Consider the following 25,830-nt stretch of genomic DNA (forward strand, 5'->3'; position numbering starts at 1 on the left):
TGAAAACTCAACTCTGAAACCTCCGGCTTACGCCACGAGGCCACTCAAAAACTCTCTTTCAGCCATTGCCCCACCCGGGCTATCCGGCCGCTACCCGTACCAAACGGCGAGAACATTCCGCCTTGCGCCGCATGAATTTCGATGTCCGCCACCTGCGGATAGATCATCAGTCCGCAGGCGGTTGAAAATGCCGGTCCCTTCGCCGCCACCGGAAGACCAGCCACACCCATGGGGCGGCCGATGCGAACGTTGCGGGCGAGAATGCGCCGTGCCGTTTCCGGCAGCCCCGTCAGCTGGCTTGCGCCGCCGGTCAGGACAACGCGCTTGCCGACGATGGGGCTGAAGCCGGACTTCTGGATACGATCACGGATCAATTCCAGCGTCTCTTCGATACGCGCCCGCACGATGCGGGTTACAAGTGCTCTTGAAACTTGCGATGGTTGATCGCGATCATCTTCGCCAATCGGCGGGATCGAAATCATGTCGCGCTCATCCGCGCCATTCAGCAAAGCCGAACCATGCACCACCTTCAGTCTCTCCGCATCTTCGATTCGTGTCGAGAGGCCACGTGCAAGATCTGTCGTAACGTGATGGCCGCCAAGGCCGATCGCGTCGGTGTGAATGAGCCGGCCTTCGGCGAAAACCGAGATCGTCGTGGTGCCGCCGCCCATGTCGATGGCCGCGCAACCAAGTTCGACTTCATCGTCGACCAGCGCCGCAAGACCGCTGGCATAGGGCGTCGCCACCATGCCTTCGACCGAAAGATGCGCGCGGTTGACGCAAAGCTCGAGGTTCTTAAGCGCCGTGCGCTCGACCGTCACCACATGCATGTCGACGCCAAGGAGGTCGCCATACATGGAGAGCGGATCACGAATGCCGCGCTCACCATCCAGCGAATAACCCGTCGGCAGCGAGTGCAGGATCGCCCGGTCCTGACGCATGGACTGCTGGCTTGCCGCCACCAGAACCTTGCGCAGGTCGCTTGCTTCCACTTCCTGGCCGCCGAGATCGATGCTCGCGGTATAGATATCGCTCGCCAGCCGTCCGGCCGAAACATTGACGATCAGGCTGTCGACGGTAAGCCCCGCCATGCGCTCGGCCGCATCGACCGAAAGACGGATCACGCCTTCCAGCGCGTCGAGATCGGCGATCACGCCGGATTTCACGCCACGCGAGCGCTGGTGGCCAATGCCGATGATTTCAACCTTGTGGGTGCGGCCCGGCAGAATTTCGCTTTCCTGGCGTGGCGTCAGACGGCCGATCATGCAGACGACCTTGGTCGAGCCGATGTCCAGCACCGAGACGATATGGCTGCGCTTGGAGGAAAGCGGCTTCAGACGCGGCAGGCCGAAATGGGAAGAACCAAAAAAGCTCATGTGTTCTTCTCCGCTTTCTTGAGTGCCTTCGTGCGTGCGTCCACGGCGGTCTGGCGACGTGCCGTCGCGCCTTCGGTCAACTGGATCGTGGTGCGGTCCGCAAGCCGCAGATCGACGGCGGCGACATCACGAGACAGAACCTTTTCCTCGAGGTCGAGCCGCGCCAGCAATTGCAGCGCCTGCGGCAGGTTTTCTTCCGGCAGCTTGACGACGATGCCATTGTCGAGATGGAGATCCCAGCGACGACCGGCAATGCGCACATAGGCGCGGACACGGTTGCGGATTTCCGGCCAGTCGGCCAGCTGCTCAACGAAACCGGCAGCCCCGGTTTCAGCGTCACGTCCGACGAAGAGCGGCAGGGCCGCAAATTTATTGTCGCGCAGCGGCGCAATCACGCTGCCGCTTTTTTCAATCAGCGACAGTTCCGAGCCATGCTGCCAGATACCGAAGGCCTCACGCTCCTTCAGCCGGACTTCCACGGTCTTGGGGTACACCTTGCGGATATCGACATCTTCCACCCAGGGAAGCTGCACCAGCTTGCGGCGCGCCGCATCGATATCGAGCGCGATCAGCGAGGTGCTGCCATCGAGGCCGAGAAGCTGGAAGACTTCGATTTCCGAGGTCTGCAAATTGCCGGAAACCTTGACGTCCTCGACGGCGAAGCCGGCTGCCGATGTCGTGGTCTGGGTGACGATAGTCGTGTGGCCGCCGAGCGACATGCCGTAAAGCCCGGTCACCGCGTAAAAGGCGACGGCCGAAATCGTGCCGGTATGGGCAGGAATGTGGATGCGCCCGGTCGCAAGGCTGACGCAGAAGCGCACGACGCGACGCATCGGACGCGGCAGCACCCTGCGATCGTCGGCATTGGCCGCCGCCGCATATTGCTCGCGCTTTTTTGCCGTCGACTTTTTGCCGATCACCGCAAACACGAAGCGTCCTCCACCATCCAGCTGACAAGGTTACCAAAGGAGCGGCCAGCATGGGCCGCCATTTCCGGCACCAGGGAGGTCGGCGTCATGCCCGGCTGCGTATTCACTTCAAGCCAGATAACTTCGCCATCTTCTGAGAAGCGGTCGTCGTAACGAAAGTCTGAACGGCTTACGCCACGGCACCCGATCGCCTGATGTGCCATAACCGCCAGTGTTTGAATTTTTTGGTAAATTTTCGGTGAAATTTCCGCCGGAATGACATGCTTTGAGCCACCGGCAGCGTATTTTGCGTCATAATCATAGAAATTGTGACCGAGCGGCACCACCTCCGTGACACCCAGCGCCTCACCATCAAGCACACCGCAGGTCAGCTCACGGCCGTGAATATAGCGCTCGACCATCACCTGATCGCCATAACGCCATTCGGACGAGGTGAGGATTTGCGGCGGATGCGACTGGTCTTCCTTGACGATGACAACACCGAAGCTGGAACCTTCGCGCACCGGCTTCACCACATAGGGAGGCGACAGCGGATGCTCGCTGGTGAAATCGAAGCGGTTCATGACGCGCTCGACGGCAACCGGAACACCGGCAGCCGCGGCCACTTTCTTGGCCTGCGCCTTGTCCATGGCGAGCGCCGAAGCGAGCACGCCGGAATGGGTATAGGGAATGGCAAGATATTCGAGAATGCCCTGAATGGTGCCATCTTCGCCGAAAGGGCCATGCAGCGCATTGAAGGCAACGTCGGGGCGCAATTCGTCGAGTACGGCGGCGACATCGCGGCCCACATCGACGCGGGTAACCCTGTACCCCTCACCCTCCAGGGCGAGCGCGCAAGCGTTCCCCGACGACAGGCTGACCGGCCGCTCCGACGAAAACCCACCCATAAGAACAGCTACGTGCTTGCCGCTCATCGATACCTCTGACACCAACTCTCCGTTACGAACCACGCCCGAACCGCCGAATTTGACGAACGGTGATTCTGGCACATGATCCTTGAGATCAGTTAAACGCCATTAAGGTTAATGAATCGTTTACTTTCGTTAACCGCCGCGCCCAACATGCCGAGTTCCGTTAAAGAATCAGCATCGATCCGGATTCCCTCCTTGGAATCAGAGAGTTGCACGGATTGCAACATGCAGCTTTTCAATGATCGGAAATAAAATCGCCGCGCGGCCTCCCCTTTGCTCCGCAGAAGACAAGTGCGAAACGTTAACGAGAGGCGCTTTTCCCCAGCGAAAATTATCTGGCGTTTCAGCGTTTTAAATCCGCGACCTGAATCAGTCTCTCAATCAGCCGAACGCATGCCGAATGCCCGACACCAGGTCCGTCGCATTCAAAGATCACATTATTTGCATTATTTCTTTTTTAGCATTCCATAGGAACAAAAATTGCGTTAACGCAGTCCTTGCCTCCCAAGGCATGACATTCCAATCATCTGAAATGGAACCCAAACCATGACTGACGCGGTATCTCAGGTATCGTCGACAGCTGGCAATTCGAACGTTGTAAAGACAAATTCGCCTGCACGAGTTCTCACTGCCAGCCTGGTCGGCACGACCATCGAGTTTTTCGATTTTTACGTTTACGCCACGGCCGCAGTGCTCGTGTTCCCGGCATTGTTCTTCCCGAACAATGATCCGATGACGGCGCTTCTGGCATCCTTCGCCACTTTCTCCATCGCCTTTTTCGCCCGCCCTCTCGGCGCCGTCGTTTTCGGTCACTATGGTGACCGTGTCGGCCGCAAGACCACGCTTGTCGCGGCCCTTCTGACGATGGGCGTATCGACTGTCGTGATCGGCCTTCTGCCGACCTATGAGACGGCAGGCGTTCTGGCGCCGCTGTTCCTCGCACTTTGCCGTTTCGGTCAGGGCTTCGGCCTTGGCGGCGAATGGGGTGGTGCCGTTCTGCTCGCCACGGAAAATGCCCCTCCCGGCAAGCGCAGCTGGTACGGCATGTTCCCGCAGCTCGGCGCGCCCGTCGGCCTGTTCCTTTCCTCCGGCGTCTTCTGGATCCTGCTGCACTTCATGTCGCAGGAATCACTTTTGAGCTGGGGCTGGCGCATTCCCTTCGTCGCTTCGATCATCCTGATCGCTGTCGGCATGTGGGTGCGCCTGTCGATCACCGAAACACCCGATTTCCAGAAAGCGATCGAAAAGGAAGAGCGTGTGGCCGTGCCGGTCGCGGAACTTTTCCGCAATCACAAGCGCAGCCTCGTGCTCGGCACCTTCGTGGCGCTGGCCACCTTCGTGCTTTTCTATATCGGCACCGCTTATCTGCTCTCCTACAACGTCAAGGTCCTGAAAATCCCGTTCCTCGACGCGCTGGAAGTGCAGATCCTCGGCTCCATCGTCTTCGGTATCTTCATTCCGATCGCCGGCAAGCTTGCCGAGAAATTCGGCCGTCGTGAAATCCTGATCCTGACGACGGTGCTGATCGGCCTGTTCTCCTTCCTGCTGCCAAGCCTGATGACCGGCGGCGAAGGTTCGATCTTCGTTTTCGCGGCTCTGGCCATGATGCTGATGGGCATGACCTACGGCCTGATCGGAACGGCGCTCGCCGCGCCCTTCCCGACCCGCGTGCGTTACACCGGCTCGTCCATCACCTTCAACATGGCCGGCATTTTTGGCGCATCACTCGCGCCCTACATCGCCACATGGCTGCAGGTGAATTACGGCATGGGATATGTCGGTTATTATCTCTGCGTATCCGCCCTCATCACGCTGGCCTGCATTCTTCTGTCCCGCAAGGACGAAGTCTGATCCGAACGGATTGCAAGACGTAAAAAGCCCGCGAAACCTTCGTTTCGCGGGCTTTTGTTTGCCTGCTTCGACGCTTACGCCACGGCCTGGCGCCGCTCCACATGACCCGTCACACAGACGCGATTGCGCCCTCCCCCTTTTGCCCGATAGAGCGCCAGATCGGCATTGTGCATGACCTTGTCGAAAATGTCGGCGTCGCAGCGAAAGGCTACACCAATCGAAATCGTCACCGTGATCCGCTGATCCTGATGCTCCACCGGCGTGGTCTCGATAACCGCGCGAACCTCCTCGCACATCTGCAGAAAGGCAAGTGGGCTAGTTTCCTGCACGACGACAAATTCCTCACCACCCAGACGGGCGACATGGGCAGAAGGATCGAAATGCTCCATTATCCTGCGGGCGACGCTCGAGATGACGAGATCGCCGACGAGATGGCTGTATCTGTCATTCACCAACTTGAAATGATCGATATCGAGAAAGGCGACGCAATAGTCACTGCCGAGTTCGGCGCATGCAGCATAAAGGCCGAGCCGGTTGCTCAGGCCAGTCAGGGCATCCGTATGGCTCAGATGCAGGAAGCGCTCGTGGGATTGCACGAGAATTTGCACCTCCCTGGCATTTAGCCAGCAGACCAGCAACGTCACCGTAAACGCAACGGCCCCGCCGAGCGTCGTGCTCAGCATGATCCCGTTGAAGAGATCGGTCACCAGCCCGAACTGCGCCAGAAGCACCAGACCACCCGTGCACATCAGGATAACGACGAGCGTCACGAGGCACGCGATACGAATGGAGAATTCCAGCGGCTCAAGCCGGCGACGGCCCTCCGGCGTGGCGACCGAAAAACTTATCATTTCGATCGCTTTTTTCCAAAGACCCAACATCATGTTCAAAAGTGCCCAGTCGCGTAATGTCGTTGGTATTTCCAAATAAAAAAAAACATTTATTGCTGAAAGAGCGAGACGTTATATCGTCCGCTCACGTATTTCCCGGAAACAATATAGGAAAAACCGTTGATCGACCGTTACGATACACGAAACGGCCGATTCAACGGCAGAATTTTCTTGCGGTAAAGGCGTTCGTCGGGTTTATGCCCCTAGAAACGGTTCCACCTCACGGCCCGGCATGAAAAGCCCCAGCCGCTTGATTTCCCATTCCAGCCGGATGCCCGACTTCTCGAACACCCGCTTGCGGATGGTCTCACCCAGATATTCCAGGTCATAACCGGTCGCATGGCCGGTATTGATCATGAAGTTGCAATGCAGTGACGACATCTGCGCCCCGCCAATGACCAGACCGCGACCACCCGCCTCATCGATCAACTCCCAGGCGGAATGACCTTCGGGGTTCTTGAAGGTGGAACCGCCCGTCTGCTCGCGGATAGGCTGCACGGTTTCCCGGTGATGACGCACGGCATCCATATCGGCCCGGATTTTCGCCTTGTCTTCCGGATAGCCCTCAAACAGCGCACCCGTGAAGATCAGGCCCGCATCCGCGCCGGAGTGGCGATAGCTGTAACCCATATCGGCATTGGAAAGCACATGCTGGTTGCCCTGACGGTCGACTGCATAGACTTCCACGACACGATCACGCGTCTCGCCGCCGTTGGCGCCGGCATTCATGCGCAGCGCACCGCCGATGGAGCCGGGAATACCGTAAAAGAAATGGAAACCACCGATACCATTATCCATGGCCATGGCCGCAATATGCTTGTCCGGGCAGATCGCGCCCGCCTTGATGCGGTTTTCACCGGCAAGCTCCACCTGGCCGAAGCCCTTGGCCGAAAGACGGACGACAACGCCAGGAATGCCGCCATCGCGCACGAGAAGGTTCGAACCGACGCCGACCACGGTCAACGGCACGTCTTCCGGCAGAATTTTCAGGAAGGTAATCAGATCGTCGGCATCGTGCGGCTGGAACATCACCTCCGCAAGACCGCCGGCTCTGAACCACGTCACGCGGTCCATGGGCGCATCCGGTGTCAGACGTCCCCGCAATTCATTTACCCCGTCGCCGAGCCTCCCCAGCAATTTAACCCCATCGACCTGTCTCATTCAGACTTTCCTGATATGCTCTTCAATTCCGAAGGCAGCGCTGCTGCCCATTGCGTGATATTCCCAGCCCCCAAGAGAACCACGAAATCACCCGGATTCGCAATGCCTGCAACCACTGAGGCAAGATCTTCCCGTTTTTCGAGAAAACGGGCGTCGCGGTGGCCGGCGGCCTTGATGGCCGAAACCAGCGCTTCCGAGCTTGCGCCTTCGATCGGATCTTCGCCCGCAGCATAGACCGGAGCAAGGATAATCGTGTCGGCATCGTTAAAACAATGCGCGAAATCGTCAAACAGGCTGGAAAGCCGGCTGTAGCGGTGCGGCTGGTGCACGGCGATGATGCGGCCCTTGCAGGCTTCGCGCGCCGCCGCCAGCACGGCCTTGATCTCGACCGGATGGTGACCGTAATCATCGAAGACCTGTACGCCGTTGGCTTCGCCCGTCAGCGTGAAGCGGCGCTTGACGCCGGCAAAGGAGGCAAGCCCCCTCTTGATGTCGGCTTCCGAAATGCCGAGACGATTGGCGACCGCAATCGCGGCCGTCGCATTCGACACATTGTGGCGGCCGGGCATCGGCAGGACGAGGTCCTTGAAGGAGAATATCTTGCCGGTGCGGCGGCGACGGATTTCCACGTCGAAGATCGACCGCGTGCCGTCAATGCGCACATTCGAAAAACGCACGTCGGCCTGCGGGTTCTCGCCATAGGTGATGACCTTGCGGTCCTCGATCCGGCCGACCAGTGCCTGCACTTCCGGATGGTCGAGGCACATGACGCCAAAACCGTAGAAAGGAACATTCTCGACAAACTGGCGGAACGCGGCGCGCACGGCATCGAAATTGCCGTAGTGATCCAGATGCTCGGGATCGATATTGGTGATGACAGCCACATCGGCCGGCAGCTTCAGGAACGTGCCGTCGGATTCGTCGGCCTCCACCACCATCCACTCGCCCTCGCCCATGCGGGCGTTGGTGCCGTAGGCATTGATGATGCCGCCATTGATGACGGTCGGGTCGAGATTGCCGGCTTCCAGCAGCGTCGCGACCATGGAGGTGGTCGTGGTCTTGCCGTGGGTGCCGCCGATGGCGATGGCATTGCGGAAACGCATCAGCTCGGCCAGCATTTCGGCACGGCGAACGATCGGCAGGTGTTTTTCCCGCGCGGCGATGAGTTCCGGATTGCTTTTCTTGATGGCGGTGGAAACCACCACGACCTCGGCATCACCGATATTATCCGCCGTATGGCCGACAAAAACCTCGATACCCTTGTCGCGCAGGCGCTGCACATTGGCGCTATCGGCCTGATCCGACCCCTGAACGCGATGGCCGAGATTGTGAAGCACTTCGGCAATGCCGCTCATGCCGATCCCGCCTATGCCGATGAAATGGACAAGGCCTATGGCTTTCGGCATCTTCATGCCCCAACTCCTTCATTCTTCTTCTTGAATTCCTGTACGGACTGGCCGGAAGCAATCGCCTCGACCAGATCGGCCAGCACATCCGCCGCATGCGGTTTGCCGGTCGCCTTTGCCGCCGCCGCCGTCGCACTCAAACGGTCAGGCTCGGAAAGCGCCGACGACAAAAGGCTGGAAAGCTTCTGCGGCGATAGTTCCGCCTGCTTGATGACGCTTGCGCCGCCCGCTGCTGAAAGCGCTGCCGCATTGGCGGCCTGATCGTGATCCAGCGCATGCGGATAGGGCACGAGGATCGACGGACGGCCGATGACCGACAGTTCCGATACTGTCGAAGCGCCGGAACGGCTGATGACCAGATCGGCCTCGCCAATACGTGAGGCCATGTCGCCGAAGAAGGGCGAAACATCCGCTTTCACGCCGAGCTTCTGATAGGAGGCGATCACGCTGTCCTTGTCTTCGGGGCGAGCCTGCTGGGTGACGACGATGCGCTTGCGCTGCTCGTTCTTCAACAGGCAGATCGCTGCCGGCACGGCGCTGGAAAAGAATTGCGCGCCCTGGCTGCCGCCGAAAACGACGAGCTGAAACGGTTCATCCGTCTGCGAGGGCGTATAGGGTATCTCCGACGCAGCCAGCACCGCCGGGCGAACGGGGTTGCCGGTGGCCACCGTCTTGTCGGAATATTGGCCGTTGGCGGGCGGCAGGAAACCGCCGGCGATTGCTTTCACCCGGCCGGCCAGCGCCTTGTTGGCGCGGCCCATAACCGCATTCTGCTCGTGAATGATCGACGGCACGCCAAGCCCGGTCGATGCCAGAAGCGGCGGCACGGTGGGATAACCACCGAAGCCGACGACCGCGACCGGCTTCAGCTTCGTGACCAGCCGGCGCGCTGAACGCAGCCCCGTCCACAGTTTCCACAGCGAACGCGCCACGGAAATCGGGTTCTTCGAACCGATGGTGGCAGACGGCACCACATGAATTTCATCCGCCGGAAACTTGCCGGCATAACGCTCGGCGCGGCTGTCGGTGACGAGATGCACCTGATAACCGCGTTCTTTCAGCGTATGCGCCAGGGCCTCGGCTGGAAAGACATGGCCGCCGGTTCCCCCGGCGGCAAGAAGAACAATACCCTTGCTCATGATACTTTACTCCGCGGGAACGCCGGAACCGACGCGGAAGAAACTCCGCTCCTGCGCCCGCTTTTCGGGTCTGTGGCGTGTCAGCGCCAGAAGGAAGCCGGCGGTCACGCAGATCGCCATCATCGATGAACCGCCATAGGAAATCAGCGGCAGCGTCATGCCCTTGGCGGGCATCAGTTCCAGATTGACGCCGATATTGATCATCGACTGCATGCCGATCTGCAAAACGAGGCCGGCCACTGCGAAGCGGCAGAAATCGTCCTTTTCCTTGAAGGCATGCGAAAGGCCGCGCAGCACGATGAAGGCGAAGATCGCCACCAGGAACATGCAGAAAACGATGCCGAATTCTTCCGCCGCCACCGAGAAGATGAAGTCGGTATGGCTGTCGGGAATGATACGCTTGACGATACCCTCGCCCGGTCCGCGTCCGAACCAGTCGCCGCGAATGATCGCCTCACGCGCCGTATCCACCTGGAACGTATCGCCTTCGCCCGTCCAGAAACGGTCGATACGGCCGGCAACGTGCGGCAGCAGCAGATAGGCGGAGATGATGCCGCCGACGCCGAGACCGCCAAGCATGATGATCCAGAACCACGGCACGCCCGCCATGAAGAACATGCCGCCCCAGACAACTGAGGTCAGAATCGTCTGGCCGAAGTCGGGCTGGGCGATCAGCAATGCAGCCACAATGCCGAAGGTGATGATGGCAAAGAGGTTGCCCGGAATTTCCGGATGACGCGCCCGCTCGGCGAAAAGCCAGGCGCAGACGATCACGAAGGCCGGCTTCATGAATTCCGATGGCTGGATGGAAAAGGTGCCGATGGAAATCCAGCGTCTCGCACCCTTGACCTCGATGCCGAAGAATAGCGCGAAGATCATCATCAGCAGCGAAGCGATGAGCATGATGACCGCCACGCGCCGCACCTGACGCGGCGACAGGAAGGACAGGCCGACCATGATCGCCAGCGACGGCACCATGAACATCGCCTGACGTTCCACGAAGAAGAAGCTGTTGAGACCGATACGCTCGGCAACCGCCGGTGACGCCGCAAAGGACAGCATCAGCCCGATGCCCATCAATGCGATGAACGCCGCCAGAAAGAAACGGTCGATGGTCCAGAACCATTCCGCGACCGGACCGCGATCAACTCGGCTTACCATGGCCTTCAGCCCCCTTTTCCAGAGTCAACCAGCATCGTCATGCCATCGAGCGCCGCAACCTGCGCGACGAACGAATCACCTCTGATCTCAAAGTTCTTATATTGATCGAAGCTTGCGCAAGCCGGGGATAACATCACGATATTGCCGGCCGTCGCATCTTTTTCCGCATCCGCCGCCGCATGCTGGATGGCTTTGTCCAGCGTGCCGGATATTTCATAAGGTACTGCCTCGCCCAGCGTCGCGGCAAATTCGGCTGCCGCCTCGCCGATCAGATAGGCCTTGGCGATGCGCGAAAAGAGCGGCGAGAGGCTGGTGATGCCACCCGCTTTTGGCAGGCCGCCGGCGATCCAGTAGATGCGGTCGAAGCTTGAAAGCGCCGGTGCAGCGGCATCGGCATTGGTAGCCTTGCTGTCGTTGACGAAGGTGACGTTGCCACGGCGTCCGACAGGCTGCATGCGATGCTTGAGGCCCGGGAAGGATTTGAGACCGGCCCGAATCTCGTCTTCGGAAACGCCGACCGCAAGGCAGGCGGCGATTGCCGCCGCCGCATTCTGCGCATTGTGGCTGCCGCGAAGGGTCTGGATACCGTCGAGATCGACCAGCAGACCGGAAGTGCCACCATGCGCCCGCAGGATGCGGCTGCCCTCAGCATAAAGACCTTCGGAAACGATATTGCGTTTGGAAATGCGCTCGACCTTTACCCCGGCGCGTTCGATACGGTCGGCGATCAGTGTCGAATGGCTGTCATCCACACCAACGATGGCCGTTTGACTTCCAGCGACCAGCCGCTCCTTGACGTCGGCATAGTGCTGCATCGTGCCATGCCGGTCGAGATGATCGGGCGTTAAGTTAAGAAGAATTCCGGCGGTCGGATTGATCGTGGGCGCGAGATCGATCTGGTAGGACGAGCACTCGACAACATAGAAACGCTGCGCCTTCGGGGGATCGAGGCTCAGCACCGCCGTACCGATATTGCCGCCGAGTTGCGTATCGCGGCCGGATGCCTTGAGAATATGCGCGATCAGCGCCGTCGTTGTGGACTTGCCGTTGGTGCCGGTAATCGCGATGAAAGGGCAATCCGGCGCATGAGCGCGGCGCTCACGGATGAAAAGCTCGATATCGCCGATGATCTCGACACCCGCTGCCTTCGCAAGATCCACCGACCAGTGCGGTTTCGGATGCGTCAAGGGCACGCCGGGCGCCAGCACGAAGGAGGAAAAGGAGGGCCAGTCTATCGTCCGCAGGTCCGCCGTCGTAATGCCTTCGGCTTCAGCCTTGGCGACGCTGTCGGGATTGTCGTCGAAGGCGACAACCTCCGCCCCACCCGCGACCAGTGCGCGGGCGGTGACGAGACCCGAACCACCAAGCCCGAAAAGCGCGACCTTCTTACCTCTGAACGACGTGACCGGGATCATCGCTCACCTCAGCTTCAGGGTGGCGAGGCCAAGCAGCGCGAGACCAACGGAGATGATCCAGAAACGAATGACCACCTGGCTTTCCGTCCAGCCCTTTTTCTCGAAATGGTGGTGGATCGGCGCCATAAGGAACACACGCCTGCCGGTGCGCTTGAACCAGAAGACCTGGATGATGACCGACAGCGTTTCCATGACGAAGAGACCGCCGACGATGACCATGACGATCTCGTGCTTGGTCGCGACAGCGATGGAGCCGATGAGGCCGCCAAGCGCCAGCGAACCCGTATCGCCCATGAAGATGGCGGCAGGCGGCGCGTTGAACCACAGGAAGCCGAGGCCCGCGCCGATGACCGCGCCGACAATGACAGCAAGCTCACCCGTGCCGGGCACGAAGTTGATCTGCAGGTAATTAGCGAAAACCGCGTTACCGGCAAGATAAGCGATCACGCCGAAGGTAGCAGCCGCGATCATCACAGGCACGATGGCGAGACCATCGAGACCATCCGTCAGGTTCACGGCATTGCCCGCGCCGACGATGACGAAAGCACCGAAGAGCACGAAGAAATAGCCGAGATTGATCACGAATTCCTTGAAAAACGGGAAGGCGATGGAGCTGCCGAGCGTGCCGCCATGCGGGGCGGAAGCGAGCGCCATCTTCATCATGAAGAACACGGCAATCGCCGCGATCAGGAATTCGATGCCAAGACGCGCCTTGCCGGAAAAGCCCTTGTCGCTCTGCTTCGTCACCTTCAGGTAATCGTCGTAGAAACCGATGGCTCCGAAACCGAGTGTCACCATCAGCACGGCAACAACGTAGACGTTTGACAGGTCACCCCACAGCAGCGAGCCGCCGAGAATGCCCGCAAGGATCATGAGGCCGCCCATGGTCGGCGTGCCGGCCTTCTTGAAATGGGTCTGCGGCCCGTCGGCGCGGATCGGCTGGCCCTTGCCCTGGCGCACGCGCAACGAGTTGATGATCGCCGGTCCAAACAGGAAGACGATCAACGCAGAGGTGAACATCGCCGCACCCGCCCGGAAGGTGATGTAGCGGAAGAGGTTGAAGACTTGAACTTTATCCGACAGTTCGACGAGCCAGATCAGCATAATTGCCCTTTCAAAAGGCTATTTCAGACTTGGCGTTCCGTCTCGGGGAATGCCGGATACTTGTCAAGCAGGGCGGCGACAATCTTGCCGAAACCGAGGCCAAGTGACGATTTTACCATCAGCGCGTCTCCCGGTTGCACCCATTGCAGGGCGAAATCGGTGAGTTCCGCCGTCGTCGGGAACCAGATGACGGTGACACTGTCCGGCAGCGCATCGCGCAGCGCCGCCATCGCCTCCCCCGCCAGCCAGACATGCTCGATGCCGGCAGCAAGCAGCGGCCCGGCCAGCTCTTCATGCAGCTGCGCGGAAAATTCGCCCATCTCAAGCATGTCGCCAAGAACGGCAACGCGCCGGCCGTGGCCCTGCGTTTCCGTTTCCGCCAGCACGGCAATCGCCGCGCGCATGGAAGCGGGGTTGGCGTTATAGCTTTCATCGATCAGCAGGAACGAACCACTTTCAATCGTCAGGCGGTGGCGCTGACCGCGCCCTTTCACCGCCTCGAGCGTTCCGAGCGCTTCAAAAGCCCGGTCGAGATTGGCGCCGGTCACGGCGACGGCACCAAGCACGGCCATGGCGTTGTCGGCGATATGACGTCCGGGAACATTGAGATGCAATTCGCTGGTCTCGCCGTTCAGGATCGCCCAGATGGTCGAACCCGCAGGCGTGCTTTCAAAGTCGGCGAGCCGGAAATCGGCCTTGGCGTGCTGCCCGAAGGTCAGGATGTGCTCTATACCCTGTTCCTGTGCGGCCTCTTCAAGCTGCTCGAACTGGGCATTGTCGCGATTGAGGATGACGGAGCCGCCCTCTTCAAGCCCTTCGAATATTTCCGCCTTGGCCGCGGCGATCTCTTCAATATTCTTGAAATTGCCGAGATGGGCGGGGGCGATGGTCGTGATGATCGCCACATGCGGACGCACCATCTTGACCAGCGGGCGAATTTCGCCGGAGTGGTTCATGCCGATTTCGAAAACGCCGAACTCGGTATCCGCCGGCATACGCGCCAGCGTCAGCGGCACACCCCAGTGATTGTTAAAGGATGCGACCGCCGCATGAACCCGGCCGGACGGCTCCAGAGCCTGCCGCAGCATTTCCTTGGTGGTCGTCTTGCCGACGGAGCCAGTCACCGCGATGATGCGTGCCGAAGTTCTCTCGCGCGCCGCAATGGCAAGTTTGCCGAGTGCGGCAAGCACGTCCTCGACCACGATCATGGGCACGGTGAGCCGGCCGAGAGCCGGCAGCTTGGCTTCGGCAACGACCAAGAGACCGGCCCCATTCGCAACGGCGAAACTGGTGTAATCATGGCCGTCGACCCGATCACCCTTGATGGCGAAAAAGGCTTCGCCCGCCTTGACGGTCCGGCTGTCGATGGAAATGCCGGTGATTCCGGTCGGCAGGTTGCCAACGGGGCGTCCTGCCGTGATGGCGATCATGTCGGCGACTGTCCATAACCAGCTCAAATCTTCAATCCTTCCAGCCCTGCCAGCGCAGCGCGCACCTGTTCATGATCGGAAAACGGCAGCGTTACGGAACCGACGATCTGCCCCTCTTCATGCCCCTTGCCCGCGACGATCAGCGTATCGCCGTTGGAAAGCAGCGACACCGCATGGTGGATCGCCTGCGACCTGTCGCCGATTTCCACTGCACCCGGCGCCGCCGCCATGACCTCGGAACGGATCGTTGCGGCATCTTCCGAGCGCGGATTGTCATCGGTAACGATGACGATGTCGGAAAGCCGCGTCGCAACCTCGCCCATGATCGGGCGCTTGCCCTTGTCGCGGTCACCGCCGCAGCCGAAGACGGTGATGATGCGGCCCGAGGTGAAGGGCCGGACCGAGGTGAGCACGTTTTCCAGCGCATCCGGCTTGTGGGCATAATCCACATAGGCAAGTGCGCCGTTTTTCGTCTGTCCCACGAGTTCCAGACGACCGGCAGCGCCGATCAGCTTCTCGAGCGCCTTCAGCGCGGTTGCCGCGGGAACGCCGGTGGACATGGCAAGACCAGCGGCGACGAGAGCGTTCGCAACCTGGAAATCACCCGCCAAGGGTATGTCAACTTCATAAATCTCGCCGTCATGGTGCACTTCGATCATCTGCTTGTGACGGAAGTGCTCAACACGCTTCAGGGCCAGATAATCGCCCTTGCGGCCGACCGTACGAACATCGAGACCCGCTTCGCGCGCCGCGCGGATTGCTTTTTCCGACCACGGATCGTCCGCAAAGATAATGGCGGGCGCGCCCTTTTCCATCAGCGTGTCGAAGAGCCGCATTTTCGCGGCCATGTAGTCCTCGACGGTCGGATGATAATCCATGTGGTCGCGGCCGAGATTGGTGAAACCGGCCGCAGCAAGCTTCACGCCGTCAAGGCGGCGCTGATCAAGGCCGTGGCTCGAAGCCTCCATGGCTGCATGGGTCACGCCTTCGGCCGCAAGCTCGGCCAGAAGCGCATGCAGCGTCACCGGATCGGGCGTGGTGAGCGCGCCGTAATCTTCGCGGCCGGGTGCAATCACACCTGTCGTGCCGATCTGCGCTGCGGCATGGCCCGCGAAAGCCCAGATTTGCCGTACGAAGGAGGCAACGGAGGTCTTTCCCGCCGTACCGGTGACGGCAACCATGGTCTCGGGCTGTTTTCCGTAAAAACGGGAAGCGGCAAGGGAGAGATAAAGGCGCGGGTCCGTCACCGAAAGCACCGGCACGTCGGCATCCACGGGATGCCCGGAAACGACGGCGACCGCACCCTTGGCAACCGCATCCTTCACATAGGCCGCGCCATCCGCCTTGGTGCCAGCAACCGCCACGAACAGGCTGCCGGGCTGCGCCCTGCGGCTGTCTGCGGTTATCCCCCCGATTTCGATCGCCCCGATCTCAGACAGGAGCAATTCATTCAATTCCGGAAACGCGTTTCCGGATATATCTCGCAAATTCATCGACTGTGTCCGTCTTGTCCCCCCGGCGCGAATCGCCGGAACATCATAAGCTCTAACAATCAATAAGACACGAGCAAGGCCGAGCCATCCTTGCCGAACTTCGGCTTCACGCCCAGCACCGCCGCCGTGCGGGTGATGATATCGTGCACCATCGGCGCGGCGGAGGTGCCGGCGAGTGCCGCGCCATTGCCCTTGTCCGTCTTCGGTTCATCGATGAAGGTCAACACCACATATTGCGGATCGTCGATCGGGAATGCCGACAGGAAGGCGTTGAAGTTCTTGTCCCGCACATAACGGCCGTTGACGACCTTGTCCGCCGTGCCGGTCTTGCCGCCGACGTTGAAACCATCGACACGCGCATTACGGCCCGATCCATTGACCCCGTTCCATTCGAACAGGAAGCGCATATCCTTGCTGGTGGTGGGCTTCAAAACCTGCTTGGCCACCAGATCCGCCTGCTCGCGGGTGCGTGGCAGGAAGGTCGGCTCGATCAGCTTGCCGCCATTGACAAGCGCCGCACCGGCAACCGCCGTCTGCAGCGGCGTCGTCGAAACACCGTGACCGAAGGAAATGGTAATCGAGTTGATCTTTTTCCATTCGCGCGGCTGCGAGGGCATTGCCACTTCCGGCAGTTCCGTCTGCATGCGGGTCAGAAGCCCGAGCTTCGTCAGAAATTCCTTGTGACCTTCGGTGCCTACCGTATCCGCGATCTTGGCCGTACCGATGTTGGACGAATACTGGAAAATTTCCGGCACCGACAGAACACGGTTCTTGCCGTGGAAATCCTTGATGGTGAAACCGCCGATCCGGATCGGATAACGGGCATCGAAACTGTCGCCCAGACGCACGCGGCCCGAATCCAATCCCATGGCAATGGTGAAGGACTTGAAGGTGGAGCCCATTTCGAACGTGCCGTTCGACATGCGGTTGAGCCAGCCCTCTTTCGCACCCTCGGCCGGATTGTTCGGATCGTAATCCGGAACCGAGGCCATGGCGAGAATTTCGCCGGTATGCACGTCCATCACCACGGCGCCGGCGCCGATCGCCTGGAACTTGGCGATCGCCGAAGTCACGACTTCGCGCACGATGGACTGTACACGCAGATCAATCGACAGCTTTATCGGCTCCAGCGGCTGGTCGCTGGTCATGCCCAGCGCCGTCAGGTCGGCAAGCCCCTGATTGTCGACGTAACGCTCCATGCCGGCAACGCCGCGATTGTCGATGTTGACGTGACCGACAATATGGGCGGCCGTCGGCCCGCCGGGATAAAAGCGACGCTTTTCCGGGCGGAAACCGACACCGGGAATGCCGAGCGCCAGAATCTGGCTCTGCTGCTTCGGCGTCAGCTGACGACGCAGCCACTGGAAACGCGAATTGGACGTAAGCTTCTGATAGGTCCCGCGCTGGTCGAGGTCCGGCAGAACGGTGCGCAGCTTCTCGATGGCCTCATCGATATCGACGATGCGATGCGGTTCGGCAAACAGCGAGACGGTGCGGATATCGGTGGCCAGAACCTCACCGTTACGGTCGAGAAGGTCGGGGCGCGACGCCATCAGCCGGTCTGCGGGCGCGATGCTCGAGACCGTTTCCTGTTCCGCCATGCCATATTGTACGAGACGCCCGCCGACGACACCATAAAAGGCGACGAAACCGAAGATGATGAGGCCGACCCGGCTCTTCGCCTGGGCCGCCCTTTTCTTGCGGGCGCCCTCAAATGCGGCATGGTCCGTATAGACGCCGGTGGTGCTGGCGGAAAAGTGAGCCTTGCTCTTCAAAACCATGACACGGGAGAGAAAAGACATTAGCGGTTCACCGATCCTGTTATCGTGTCATCCATATCGTCGGCTTCATCGCCCGCGACGGCGGAGACGGCTGGAGCCGCCGGGGGACGGGAAACACGCGCCCTGGGTGTCGGTATAGGCGCACCATTGGCGGCGATCTGGCCCGCCGGCGGTGATTTCGGCTTGGATGTTCCACCAAGCGTGGCGCCCGGCTTCGAACCGTTGACGGCCGCAGCGATGACGTCCTCCACGCTCATGCCTTCAGGCTCGGGCGGCTGCGGCAATTGCGACCGCAGCATCGGAAGCTCGCGCGGCTGCGCCAGTTGCGTGGGCATCGTCGGCGAAAGGCCGAGCTCATTCTGATAGGCATTGACGAGACGATGGAGGCGGTTGGGCTGCGTCAGCAGCGCCCAGTCGGCCCTGAGAAGATCGATTGTATCCTTCTCGAGCTTGATTTCGGCCTCGAGCTTGCGGACCTCTTCCAGCTTCAGATCGGCCTTGTGCTTGATCGAATAGGTCACGACAGCCGCAGCGACCATGACCCCCACCAAGACGATATCGAATGTACGCAGCATATCAGCCTCCCATCTTTTCAAGGCTGGCGAGATCAGGAAGCTCGAAAATCGAAAAATCCGCAGCACGCGCCGGCGCTGAGGTCCGCAGACCGGCGCGCAGCTTGGCTGAACGGGCACGCGGATTGAGCTCCGCCTCCTCGTCACTGGCAGCGATCATCGGCTTGCCGATAGTGTCGAAAATGGCGGGCCTGTCTTCCACCATCGGCAGGTGCCGGGAACCGGCGGCTTTACCCGACCGATCCGCGAAAAATTTCTTGACGATACGGTCTTCGAGCGAATGGAACGTGACGACGACAAGCCGGCCGCCGGGCTTCAAGGCCTGCTCGGCGGCGAACAGCGCCTGCGCCAACTCACCCAGTTCGTCATTGACGAAAACGCGAAGGGCCTGAAACACGCGGGTTGCGGGATGGATCTTGTCCTTCGCCTTGCGCGGCGTGACGATCTCGATCAGACCGGCCAGATCGCGCGTGGTGCGGAAAGGCTCTTCCGCCCTTTTCTTCTCGATGGCGCGGGCGATGCGGCCCGGCTGTTTTTCCTCACCGAGAAAGCCGAAGATGCGGATGAGATCGCCGACCTTGGCGCGATTGACGACATCCGCCGCCGAAACGCCCGAACTCGACATACGCATGTCGAGAGGGCCGTTCTTCTGGAAGGAAAAACCGCGTTCGGCCTCGTCGATCTGCATGGAGGAGACGCCAATATCGAGAACAACACCGTCAAGGCCACCTTGCGGCGCGTGTTTGGCCAGATCGGAAAATTGCGATTGAATAAGCGAAAGCCTGCCGCCATTGGCGGCCACCATGGCCTGACCGCCGGCAATCGCTGTCGGATCGCGGTCAAGCGCGATCACGCTCGCGCCCTGGTCAAGAATGGCCTGGGTATAGCCGCCGGCCCCGAAGGTGCCGTCAAGAATGATCTTTCCGGATGCGGGCTCAAGCGCGGCGATCACTTCGCGAAGAAGAACCGGGATGTGGCGTTGAGGTCCGCCACCGGCATCAGAAGATCGTCCGCCAGAATTCGCCGCCATCCCGTGTCCCCGTCCTATGCGGGGCGAGCAGCCGAAAAACCGCGCCCCGCTCTTGCTTCCGCCTGCGCCGCCAAAAACGCATTCGGTTGCCAAAGCTGAAAATGATCCGCCCGTCCAACGAAGGTGACGTCGGTGGATATGCCGGTAAATTCCCGCACGAAATCCGTCACCATCAACCGACCTTCCTGGTCGAGCTTCATGAAAACGCCGCCGCCATGAACCAGCAGCGACATTGCGTTCGCCTCCGGCGAGAAGGCATCCATGGACGCTATCTGCCGCTCGTAGCGCTCCAGCAAATCCGGACCGCCGACGCTGATTGCCGGAAAGGCGAAATCCTGAAGGCAATAAAGCTCCTGAATGCCGCGCCTGGCCAGCACCGAACGAAACGGAGACGGAACCGAAACGCGCCCCTTGGCGTCGATCCTGTTCGTCACGTTCGATAAAAAGCGGTCCATTACTCAACTCGCCAAAACCGCATTCCGCAAAGCAAACCATCCACTTCGCAGACGACACCGGTACGCACGACACATCGCCAAGCGCCAGGGCGACATGCCCTGTAGCAGCCCCTCGCAGGCTCCTCACTCGTTTCAGCGATTGCGGGTCAAAAACACGACCCAATGTGGTGTGCATTTGGGATACCATGGGACACTATGGGCGTCAATGGGAGAAGCCGGCACGATGCCGACTTCGCATCGGAAATTATAAGCCGTTAAGTTTAACGAATGGTTTACTTTGCGAGCTCATATGCCCGCAAAGACAATTAAAGCTTGGGCCGATATGCCTATTTTCCGCTTGAGAAACAGATGCTTGCCGATCTCGGTCAGATACACTCCATTTAAATCGCATAAGGCGCCCTGACGCCGCCGCGGCAACGGCAGCCTGGTTGGCTCACGGCCATCTCTATGATTGCGCGACAGACCAGTTGCAGCGGATTCGATTTGAGGCCGAAGCAATGCACATCTTGCATCTCAGCCAGAACCGCTATTGTCAGCAAACAACAATGCTTCGGCGGCTTGACTTTTTAAACTTTCGATTGATTTTGATTTTTGAAGTTGTGTTTTTCATTGCGAGATAATGATGCCGAATTATGTGGCGGGCTTGCCTGCCTTCTTGAGTTATTTTTTGATTGGCCTGGTCTGCCTGGCAGCTTTTTCCACTATCTACACCCGCCTTACTCCCCACCGCGAAAGGGAGTTGATCAAGGCCGGCAACATCGCCGCCGTAGTCGCTTTTTTAGGGGCTTTGAGCGGCTTCAGCCTGCCGCTGGCCTCGGCGGCGGCCAACTCCGTCAGCATCCCCGACTACGTGATCTGGGCGGTGATCGGCCTGCTGGTTCAGGTCTTCGCATTCTATATCGCCAAGCTCACCATGACCGACCTGCACCTTAAAATCACCGAGGGCAATGTCGCGGCCGGCCTCTGGAGCGGCGGCATCGCCGTGGTCATCGGGACTTTGAACGCCGCCTGCATGGCGTATTGAGGAACAGACATGTACTTGGACGTGACAGAACATCCGCGTCTTGCCCTCGGTACGATTGCCGCAATAGGCCTTTTTTTCGCATTTTCATCGGAAGAAGAGGTCCTTTACACCTCCGTTGACAAGTGCCTTGCCTCAGGGGTCTACCCCAAGGTTTGCCAGGCGGCATCCGAAGACGCCAGCCAGCATCACCTTGCTACCGCGCCGCGATTTCGCAACATGGTCGCATGTGAAATGGAATACGGCGCGGGAAACTGTTCTGAGCTGAGACAAAATCTCAATTCCAATAACGCGACCGGCACGAGCGCCTTCGCACCCTCACCGGTCGGATTTGTGATGCCTCGGAACATCGAACACTTTGCAGACTATAGCGACTATCGCCGCCGTCAGCAAAACAGCAAGGCGGGTTCCGCGGGCGCGATGTCGGCCTATCGAAAACGCAACGGTGACCTCGTCACGCCGGATGTGAGCGCCGGCGAACAGAGCGGCGGCTCATTCGTGGGCGGTCCAGGCGGCGCGCTGACGAGTGACGTAAAGCAGCTCAACGCCAAAACGAACGTCAAGGGCCGTGGCGGGTTCGGCGGCCACTCCTTTTCCGGAGGGTGACATGCGCCGTATCACAGTCCCACCACGCCCGGATTGGCGCGAAAAAGCCAATGCCGTGGGTTTCTCCTTCCATGAAATGCATGGCGAGCCTTACTGGGTGGACGACGCAGCCTATTGCTTCGGGCTCGATGAAATCGAGCGCGACATCGAAGAACCGAGCCAAGTCCTGCATGATATGTGCATGGATCTCGTCGCCGATATCGTAAACAGTGAGGCGGCGCTAACCCGTCTTGCCATCCCGCGCGATTATCACGACATGATCCGAAATTCCTGGCAGCGGGGCGACCGGCACCTGTATGGCCGCTTCGATCTTGCCTATGATGGACATGGCCCGGCGAAGCTGCTCGAATACAACGCCGACACGCCTACTTCCGTCTTCGAAACGGGATATTTCCAATATAACTGGCTGACGGATCAGGTCGCCCTTGGAACGTTGCCGGCGCAAACCGACCAGTTCAACTCGGTTCAGGAGGCCCTGATCGAGGCCTTTGGGCAATTCTCGCGGGACAGGATTTTCCATTTCGCGGCGATTAGCGACGACCCCGAGGATTGCGGCACGACCATATATCTCATGGACTGCGCCATTCAGGCTGGCCACCGCGCCCAGTTTCTCGATATCAGGGACATCGGCATCGATGCGAGCGGGCGTTTTGCTGACCTCCAAAGTCGCGTCATCGAGCGCTGCTTCAAGCTTTACCCCTGGGAATTCATGTTACGGGAATCCTTTGCCGCGCATCTGCCTGCGCAGAATGGCATTTTCATCGAGCCAGCCTGGAAAGCCGTTCTATCGAACAAGGGCCTGCTGCCCATGCTTTGGCAGCGGCATCCCAATCACCCGAATCTGCTCCCGAGTTTCTTTCCCGACGACCCTGAAATATATGAGTTGCGGGATTACGTGGTGAAACCGCTTCTCTCGCGTGAAGGCGAAAATGTCAGCCTTTACCGAAACCGGCGCGAGATTTTATCGGCCCCGGGCAGTTACGGCGAAGAGGGATATGTTTTTCAGGCATATGCGCCCTTGTTCAAGAGCGAGTTCGGATACGCCGTGTTAGGAAGCTGGATCGTCGCCGATCGACCCTGCGGACTTGGCATTCGCGAGGACGCGTCGCCCATCACCGCAAATCTCTCCCGCTACGTTCCCCATATCATCGAGGGCTGATGCCCGCCGAAAAAATCGGTAGGGAAATTCGCCAGTTGGCCTGTAAGCCGGGTTCTGTATGGCCCCGGTTTGACCCGGAACGTGGCAGCCATTCATCTGGGACGGCATTTGCATGCCGCCTCTCGCAACCCACCCGGATGACGGGCCCGGAAACCGGCTGTAAACGGGCTTTCGCCCGTCCCATGTCATCCCTATTCGGTCTTGCTCCCGGTGGGGTTTACCTTGCCACCACTGTCACCAGCGGCGCGGTGGGCTCTTACCCCACCCTTTCACCCTTACCATGCCAGGCATGGCGGTTTGCTCTCTGTGGCACTTTCCCTGGGGTCGCCCCCGCCGGACGTTATCCGGCACCGTATTTCCGTGGAGCCCGGACTTTCCTCACCTTACCGTCTTTCGACATTGGTAAAGCGCGGCTGCCCGGCCAACTGGCATGGGCTCAATAACCATGTTCCGAGGTGAAAGCCACCGAAAAGCGAAGACAAAGATCAAAGAAATGCCGGTTTGAAATCCGTGGCATAGGCTTTGTCGCCAATTTGTCCATCAAGCAGCAGCGCGGCACCCAGCCGCCCGATCTCGTCGGAGCTCTTTGCCGCCGTGCCATTGCCACCGGTCAGAACCGCAATGCGTGGTGATGATGTGAAGCCGATGGCGGGGTAGCCGCCCGGCGTCTTGGACACGACGCAGGCAGCCATCGAAAGACGCGCGCGGTCGATGGACGGCAGCAATGTCCCGATGATGTCGGAGAGATGGTCGCGCACGCTTTCGCGTCCGCCGGAACGGAACCAGGCGCGAATTTCCGGGTCGCTGCCGACAGGTTTGTCGTCGGGATCGCCGCCGATTTTCAGGTAGAACCTGCCATCGGGATAGCGCACGGGTGGAAGCAGATAGATATGTTTCGTCGTGTCGCTCGGCTCATAGATCAGCGACGGCATACCCGCATATTGCCCCAGATCCGCTTCATCGACCTCGAAAAAGGCGACCGTGCGTGCATAGACATTGAGAGCAACCGGCTGCGGCAGCAGATCCTTCGTAATCGAAAAACCGCCCGCCGCCACCAGCACGCGATCTGCAGTGTAAACCGCACCCGAGGCCGTCTCTACCCGTGCGCGACCATCCTCTTCCCGGGTCGAAACAACGATATCGTCGATAAGCGTCACACCGGCCTTGTCTGCCAGAACGCTCTGCGCCTTCACCAGGGCGCGTGGATTGACGTAACCCGCATTGTCTCTTTCGAACACGCCCTCACAGCCCGGTTCGAAGGAAAAATAGGGAAAGTCACTTTTCAGGCTCTCATCATCCATCAGTGTCGTGGAGACGCCGAGCCGTTCCGCTGCCTTGAGGACATTGTCGATAAAGGGATTGTCGCCTCCCCGTTCCGGCCCGACGATCAGGCAGCCGACAGGCGCGTAAAACTCCACCCCGCTCCTTGCCGTTATATCGGCGTAACGCGCAATCGAGCGATTGGCGAGCAAAGCCCAGTCCGCATCGCCGTCAATGGTGCGGGTAATACGCGCTTCATCGTAATGGCTGGCAAAAACACCCTGATGCGACGTGATATCGGCAGGCTCGCCGGGGCCGATCAGCGCGACGCCATCCACCTTTTCCGCCAGATGGCGGGCGGCGGCGGCACCCATCATGCCGCGACCGACGACGATATATTTGAAATGCCCCGACATGCCGCCCTCTTCATCCGCTCTGTTCAGTCGCAACCTTGTAGCCGCTCCACAGAAGGATGTCAGATAAAAACCGGCGACATTTCGGCGGCAAAATCATTCTCGGTCAGCTGGCCGTCCAGAAGCAGCACCGCACCCAGCCGACCGATCTCGTCCGACGACTTGGCGGAAACGAAATTGCCGCCGGTCAGCACCGCAATATTGGAGGATTGTGTATAGCCGATATAGGGATAACCGCTGCGGGTTATGGAGGCGACACAGGAACCGGATGTCACCGGGCAACCTGCAAGTTCCGGCATCAACGACAGCGCCCGTTTTTTCAGAAACTCGACCTCGTCTGGCGTGCCATCCGAATGGAACCAGTCGACCGCCTCGGCCAGCGTTTCGAGCCTGCCCTTTTCGCTTTCACCGCCGATCTTCAGATAGACCTTGCCGTCGGGGTAGCGCACGGGCGGAAGAATATAGACGATATCGTCCTCAGTCTCCGCCAGCACGATGGTCGAGGGCATGGCGCCGAAAAGGGCCTGCCTTGCGTCATCAAGCTCGAAAAAGGCAATGGTGCGGCCCGTCGCCGCCATATCGACTGGCGACGGCAGAAGATCGGCCATGTTGGTGAAACCGCCCGCTGCCACGATGACCTTTTCAGCGGTGTGCACGGCCCCTTCCCGGGTCGAAACCTCCACCCCCTTGGACGTATCGCGAATATGCGCCGCCGTCTCGCGCACCAGCCGCGCGCCCTGTGCCCCGGCAATGGTGCATTGGGCCTTCACCAGGGCGCGTGGATTGACGTGACCGGCATTGCGCGCCTCGAAATAACCGTTGTGATCGGCAGGCAGGGAAAACATCGGGAAGCGACCGGCAAGCCCGCCGCTGCCGATCGTTTCCACACCGAGATCAAGACGGCCCGCTGCGGAAAGCGCGCGCGACACATAGTCTCCGGCAAGCCCCTTGCCATTTCCGGTAAACAAGCAGCCCGCTTCGGTGAAAAAACCAATGCCGCTTTTTGCCTCGATCTCCGCATAGCGCCGGATGGAGCGTTGCGCGAGCTCTGCCCAGACCGGATCGCCATCGAAACCACGCGTAATCCGCGCTTCATCGTAGTGGCTTGAAAATACACCGGTATGGGTCCTGCGATCGGTAGGCTCGGCGGGTCCGATCAGCGCCACGCCATCCGTTTGCGCCGAAAGGTGCCGCGCCGCCGCCGCACCCATCATTCCAGCCCCGACCACGATATATTTGAAATCCGGCATGCCATGCTCCGTATCAG

General features: G+C 59.9%; 22 protein-coding genes and 1 other RNA gene. 4 read left to right on the forward strand and 19 right to left on the reverse strand.

The genetic code is table 11. From position 1 onward, the window contains the following. Positions 1-44: 44 nt before the first annotated feature. Genes ftsA through AC1ROR_RS07920 form a run of 3 tightly spaced genes read right to left on the reverse strand, consistent with a single transcriptional unit; the run spans position 45 to position 3,219 of the window. Entirely contained in the window at positions 45-1,376 is a 1,332-nt protein-coding gene (gene ftsA, locus AC1ROR_RS07910) for a cell division protein FtsA (protein ID WP_003513208.1), read from the reverse strand. Then, positions 1,373-2,305, reverse strand: coding sequence for a cell division protein FtsQ/DivIB (locus AC1ROR_RS07915; protein WP_035220485.1), 933 nt, complete (start codon positions 2,303-2,305; stop codon positions 1,373-1,375). Before AC1ROR_RS07915 ends, ftsA begins: the two co-directional genes overlap by 4 nt. Continuing rightward, a complete protein-coding gene (locus AC1ROR_RS07920; protein ID WP_142169227.1) occupies positions 2,293-3,219 on the reverse strand; it encodes a D-alanine--D-alanine ligase in 927 nt (308 codons plus the stop codon). The genes AC1ROR_RS07915 and AC1ROR_RS07920 overlap by 13 nt, the downstream gene beginning before the upstream one ends. A gap of 543 nt (positions 3,220-3,762) precedes the next feature. On the opposite strand from AC1ROR_RS07920, the gene AC1ROR_RS07925 reads away from it, so the two are divergent. After that, the gene (locus AC1ROR_RS07925; RefSeq protein ID WP_035220478.1) at positions 3,763-5,067 is read left to right on the forward strand and encodes an MFS transporter; all 1,305 of its coding nucleotides are present in this window, start codon (positions 3,763-3,765) and stop codon (positions 5,065-5,067) included. A gap of 74 nt (positions 5,068-5,141) precedes the next feature. Here AC1ROR_RS07925 and AC1ROR_RS07930 read toward each other — a convergent pair whose 3' ends face one another. The 13 genes from AC1ROR_RS07930 to mraZ all read right to left on the reverse strand — a co-directional run bounded on the left by AC1ROR_RS07930 (position 5,142) and on the right by mraZ (position 20,104). Beyond that, on the reverse strand, positions 5,142-5,951 hold the full coding sequence (locus AC1ROR_RS07930; protein WP_498589068.1) for a GGDEF domain-containing protein: 810 nt from the start codon (positions 5,949-5,951) through the stop codon (positions 5,142-5,144). Positions 5,952-6,152: 201 nt separating this feature from the next. Beyond that, a complete protein-coding gene (gene murB, locus AC1ROR_RS07935) occupies positions 6,153-7,118 on the reverse strand; it encodes a UDP-N-acetylmuramate dehydrogenase (RefSeq protein WP_498589069.1) in 966 nt (321 codons plus the stop codon). Next, positions 7,115-8,530, reverse strand: coding sequence for a UDP-N-acetylmuramate--L-alanine ligase (gene murC, locus AC1ROR_RS07940; RefSeq protein WP_498589070.1), 1,416 nt, complete (start codon positions 8,528-8,530; stop codon positions 7,115-7,117). Before murC ends, murB begins: the two co-directional genes overlap by 4 nt. Further along, positions 8,527-9,663 (reverse strand): undecaprenyldiphospho-muramoylpentapeptide beta-N-acetylglucosaminyltransferase, encoded by a 1,137-nt coding sequence (gene murG / locus AC1ROR_RS07945; RefSeq protein ID WP_035220466.1) that lies wholly within the window; start codon positions 9,661-9,663, stop codon positions 8,527-8,529. Before murG ends, murC begins: the two co-directional genes overlap by 4 nt. A 6-nt stretch (positions 9,664-9,669) precedes the next feature. Next, on the reverse strand, positions 9,670-10,824 hold the full coding sequence (gene ftsW / locus AC1ROR_RS07950; RefSeq protein ID WP_003494886.1) for a putative lipid II flippase FtsW: 1,155 nt from the start codon (positions 10,822-10,824) through the stop codon (positions 9,670-9,672). 5 nt (positions 10,825-10,829) lie between these two features. Continuing rightward, positions 10,830-12,239, reverse strand: coding sequence for a UDP-N-acetylmuramoyl-L-alanine--D-glutamate ligase (gene murD / locus AC1ROR_RS07955; protein ID WP_498589071.1), 1,410 nt, complete (start codon positions 12,237-12,239; stop codon positions 10,830-10,832). A gap of 3 nt (positions 12,240-12,242) precedes the next feature. Continuing rightward, positions 12,243-13,343 (reverse strand): phospho-N-acetylmuramoyl-pentapeptide-transferase, encoded by a 1,101-nt coding sequence (gene mraY / locus AC1ROR_RS07960; RefSeq protein WP_003494882.1) that lies wholly within the window; start codon positions 13,341-13,343, stop codon positions 12,243-12,245. Positions 13,344-13,366: 23 nt separating this feature from the next. Further along, positions 13,367-14,800 carry a UDP-N-acetylmuramoylalanyl-D-glutamyl-2,6-diaminopimelate--D-alanyl-D-alanine ligase gene (locus tag AC1ROR_RS07965; protein ID WP_080835182.1) on the reverse strand — a complete coding sequence of 478 codons (1,434 nt, stop codon included), beginning with the start codon at positions 14,798-14,800 and terminating at the stop codon, positions 13,367-13,369. Beyond that, positions 14,797-16,266: a UDP-N-acetylmuramoyl-L-alanyl-D-glutamate--2,6-diaminopimelate ligase gene (locus tag AC1ROR_RS07970; protein ID WP_216330004.1), complete on the reverse strand. Its 1,470-nt coding sequence runs from the start codon at positions 16,264-16,266 to the stop codon at positions 14,797-14,799. Before AC1ROR_RS07970 ends, AC1ROR_RS07965 begins: the two co-directional genes overlap by 4 nt. Positions 16,267-16,325: 59 nt before the next feature. Further along, on the reverse strand, positions 16,326-18,068 hold the full coding sequence (locus tag AC1ROR_RS07975) for a peptidoglycan D,D-transpeptidase FtsI family protein (protein WP_035220454.1): 1,743 nt from the start codon (positions 18,066-18,068) through the stop codon (positions 16,326-16,328). Continuing rightward, the gene (gene ftsL, locus AC1ROR_RS07980; protein WP_498589072.1) at positions 18,068-18,622 is read right to left on the reverse strand and encodes a cell division protein FtsL; all 555 of its coding nucleotides are present in this window, start codon (positions 18,620-18,622) and stop codon (positions 18,068-18,070) included. Before ftsL ends, AC1ROR_RS07975 begins: the two co-directional genes overlap by 1 nt. A 1-nt stretch (position 18,623) precedes the next feature. Further along, the gene (gene rsmH / locus AC1ROR_RS07985; RefSeq protein ID WP_082182651.1) at positions 18,624-19,649 is read right to left on the reverse strand and encodes a 16S rRNA (cytosine(1402)-N(4))-methyltransferase RsmH; all 1,026 of its coding nucleotides are present in this window, start codon (positions 19,647-19,649) and stop codon (positions 18,624-18,626) included. Between the two features lie 14 nt (positions 19,650-19,663). Continuing rightward, positions 19,664-20,104 carry a division/cell wall cluster transcriptional repressor MraZ gene (mraZ, locus tag AC1ROR_RS07990; RefSeq protein ID WP_080835188.1) on the reverse strand — a complete coding sequence of 147 codons (441 nt, stop codon included), beginning with the start codon at positions 20,102-20,104 and terminating at the stop codon, positions 19,664-19,666. A gap of 622 nt (positions 20,105-20,726) precedes the next feature. On the opposite strand from mraZ, the gene AC1ROR_RS07995 reads away from it, so the two are divergent. Genes AC1ROR_RS07995 through AC1ROR_RS08005 form a run of 3 tightly spaced genes read left to right on the forward strand, consistent with a single transcriptional unit; the run spans position 20,727 to position 22,890 of the window. Beyond that, positions 20,727-21,128: a DUF350 domain-containing protein gene (locus AC1ROR_RS07995; protein ID WP_035220442.1), complete on the forward strand. Its 402-nt coding sequence runs from the start codon at positions 20,727-20,729 to the stop codon at positions 21,126-21,128. Positions 21,129-21,137: 9 nt separating this feature from the next. Further along, positions 21,138-21,731 carry a DUF1190 domain-containing protein gene (locus AC1ROR_RS08000; protein ID WP_080835195.1) on the forward strand — a complete coding sequence of 198 codons (594 nt, stop codon included), beginning with the start codon at positions 21,138-21,140 and terminating at the stop codon, positions 21,729-21,731. A 1-nt stretch (position 21,732) separates the two neighbouring features. After that, positions 21,733-22,890: a glutathionylspermidine synthase family protein gene (locus AC1ROR_RS08005; protein WP_498589073.1), complete on the forward strand. Its 1,158-nt coding sequence runs from the start codon at positions 21,733-21,735 to the stop codon at positions 22,888-22,890. Between the two features lie 27 nt (positions 22,891-22,917). On the opposite strand, the gene rnpB is transcribed toward AC1ROR_RS08005, so the two are convergent. From rnpB to AC1ROR_RS08020, 3 genes are all read right to left on the reverse strand, one after another. Beyond that, an RNA gene (rnpB, locus tag AC1ROR_RS08010) (RNase P RNA component class A) lies at positions 22,918-23,319 on the reverse strand. A 56-nt stretch (positions 23,320-23,375) separates the two neighbouring features. Next, positions 23,376-24,566: an NAD(P)/FAD-dependent oxidoreductase gene (locus tag AC1ROR_RS08015; protein WP_498589074.1), complete on the reverse strand. Its 1,191-nt coding sequence runs from the start codon at positions 24,564-24,566 to the stop codon at positions 23,376-23,378. 59 nt (positions 24,567-24,625) lie between these two features. Beyond that, positions 24,626-25,813, reverse strand: a complete 1,188-nt coding sequence (locus AC1ROR_RS08020) for an FAD-dependent oxidoreductase (RefSeq protein ID WP_498589075.1) — start codon at positions 25,811-25,813, stop codon at positions 24,626-24,628. Between the last annotated feature and the right edge of the window lie 17 nt (positions 25,814-25,830).

This window comes from Agrobacterium sp. GW821-FHT14E08, from assembly GCF_058803865.1.

Excerpts from the sequence above, each read along its gene's own strand:
- AC1ROR_RS07930 (WP_498589068.1), bottom strand. The coding sequence starts at position 5,951 with ATGATGTTGGGTCTTTGGAAAAAAGCGATCGAAATGATAAGTTTTTCG.
- AC1ROR_RS07970 (WP_216330004.1), bottom strand. The coding sequence starts at position 16,266 with ATGAATTTGCGAGATATATCCGGAAACGCGTTTCCGGAATTGAATGAA.
- mraY (WP_003494882.1), bottom strand. The coding sequence starts at position 13,343 with ATGCTGATCTGGCTCGTCGAACTGTCGGATAAAGTTCAAGTCTTCAAC.
- AC1ROR_RS08005 (WP_498589073.1), top strand. The coding sequence starts at position 21,733 with ATGCGCCGTATCACAGTCCCACCACGCCCGGATTGGCGCGAAAAAGCC.
- rsmH (WP_082182651.1), bottom strand. The coding sequence starts at position 19,649 with ATGGCGGCGAATTCTGGCGGACGATCTTCTGATGCCGGTGGCGGACCT.
- AC1ROR_RS07995 (WP_035220442.1), top strand. The coding sequence starts at position 20,727 with ATGCCGAATTATGTGGCGGGCTTGCCTGCCTTCTTGAGTTATTTTTTG.
- AC1ROR_RS08020 (WP_498589075.1), bottom strand. The coding sequence starts at position 25,813 with ATGCCGGATTTCAAATATATCGTGGTCGGGGCTGGAATGATGGGTGCG.
- ftsL (WP_498589072.1), bottom strand. The coding sequence starts at position 18,622 with ATGCTGCGTACATTCGATATCGTCTTGGTGGGGGTCATGGTCGCTGCG.
- AC1ROR_RS08015 (WP_498589074.1), bottom strand. The coding sequence starts at position 24,566 with ATGTCGGGGCATTTCAAATATATCGTCGTCGGTCGCGGCATGATGGGT.
- AC1ROR_RS07925 (WP_035220478.1), top strand. The coding sequence starts at position 3,763 with ATGACTGACGCGGTATCTCAGGTATCGTCGACAGCTGGCAATTCGAAC.
- AC1ROR_RS07975 (WP_035220454.1), bottom strand. The coding sequence starts at position 18,068 with ATGTCTTTTCTCTCCCGTGTCATGGTTTTGAAGAGCAAGGCTCACTTT.
- murD (WP_498589071.1), bottom strand. The coding sequence starts at position 12,239 with ATGATCCCGGTCACGTCGTTCAGAGGTAAGAAGGTCGCGCTTTTCGGG.
- murC (WP_498589070.1), bottom strand. The coding sequence starts at position 8,530 with ATGAAGATGCCGAAAGCCATAGGCCTTGTCCATTTCATCGGCATAGGC.
- ftsW (WP_003494886.1), bottom strand. The coding sequence starts at position 10,824 with ATGGTAAGCCGAGTTGATCGCGGTCCGGTCGCGGAATGGTTCTGGACC.
- murB (WP_498589069.1), bottom strand. The coding sequence starts at position 7,118 with ATGAGACAGGTCGATGGGGTTAAATTGCTGGGGAGGCTCGGCGACGGG.
- ftsA (WP_003513208.1), bottom strand. The coding sequence starts at position 1,376 with ATGAGCTTTTTTGGTTCTTCCCATTTCGGCCTGCCGCGTCTGAAGCCG.
- AC1ROR_RS08000 (WP_080835195.1), top strand. The coding sequence starts at position 21,138 with ATGTACTTGGACGTGACAGAACATCCGCGTCTTGCCCTCGGTACGATT.
- murG (WP_035220466.1), bottom strand. The coding sequence starts at position 9,663 with ATGAGCAAGGGTATTGTTCTTCTTGCCGCCGGGGGAACCGGCGGCCAT.
- mraZ (WP_080835188.1), bottom strand. The coding sequence starts at position 20,104 with ATGGACCGCTTTTTATCGAACGTGACGAACAGGATCGACGCCAAGGGG.
- AC1ROR_RS07920 (WP_142169227.1), bottom strand. The coding sequence starts at position 3,219 with ATGAGCGGCAAGCACGTAGCTGTTCTTATGGGTGGGTTTTCGTCGGAG.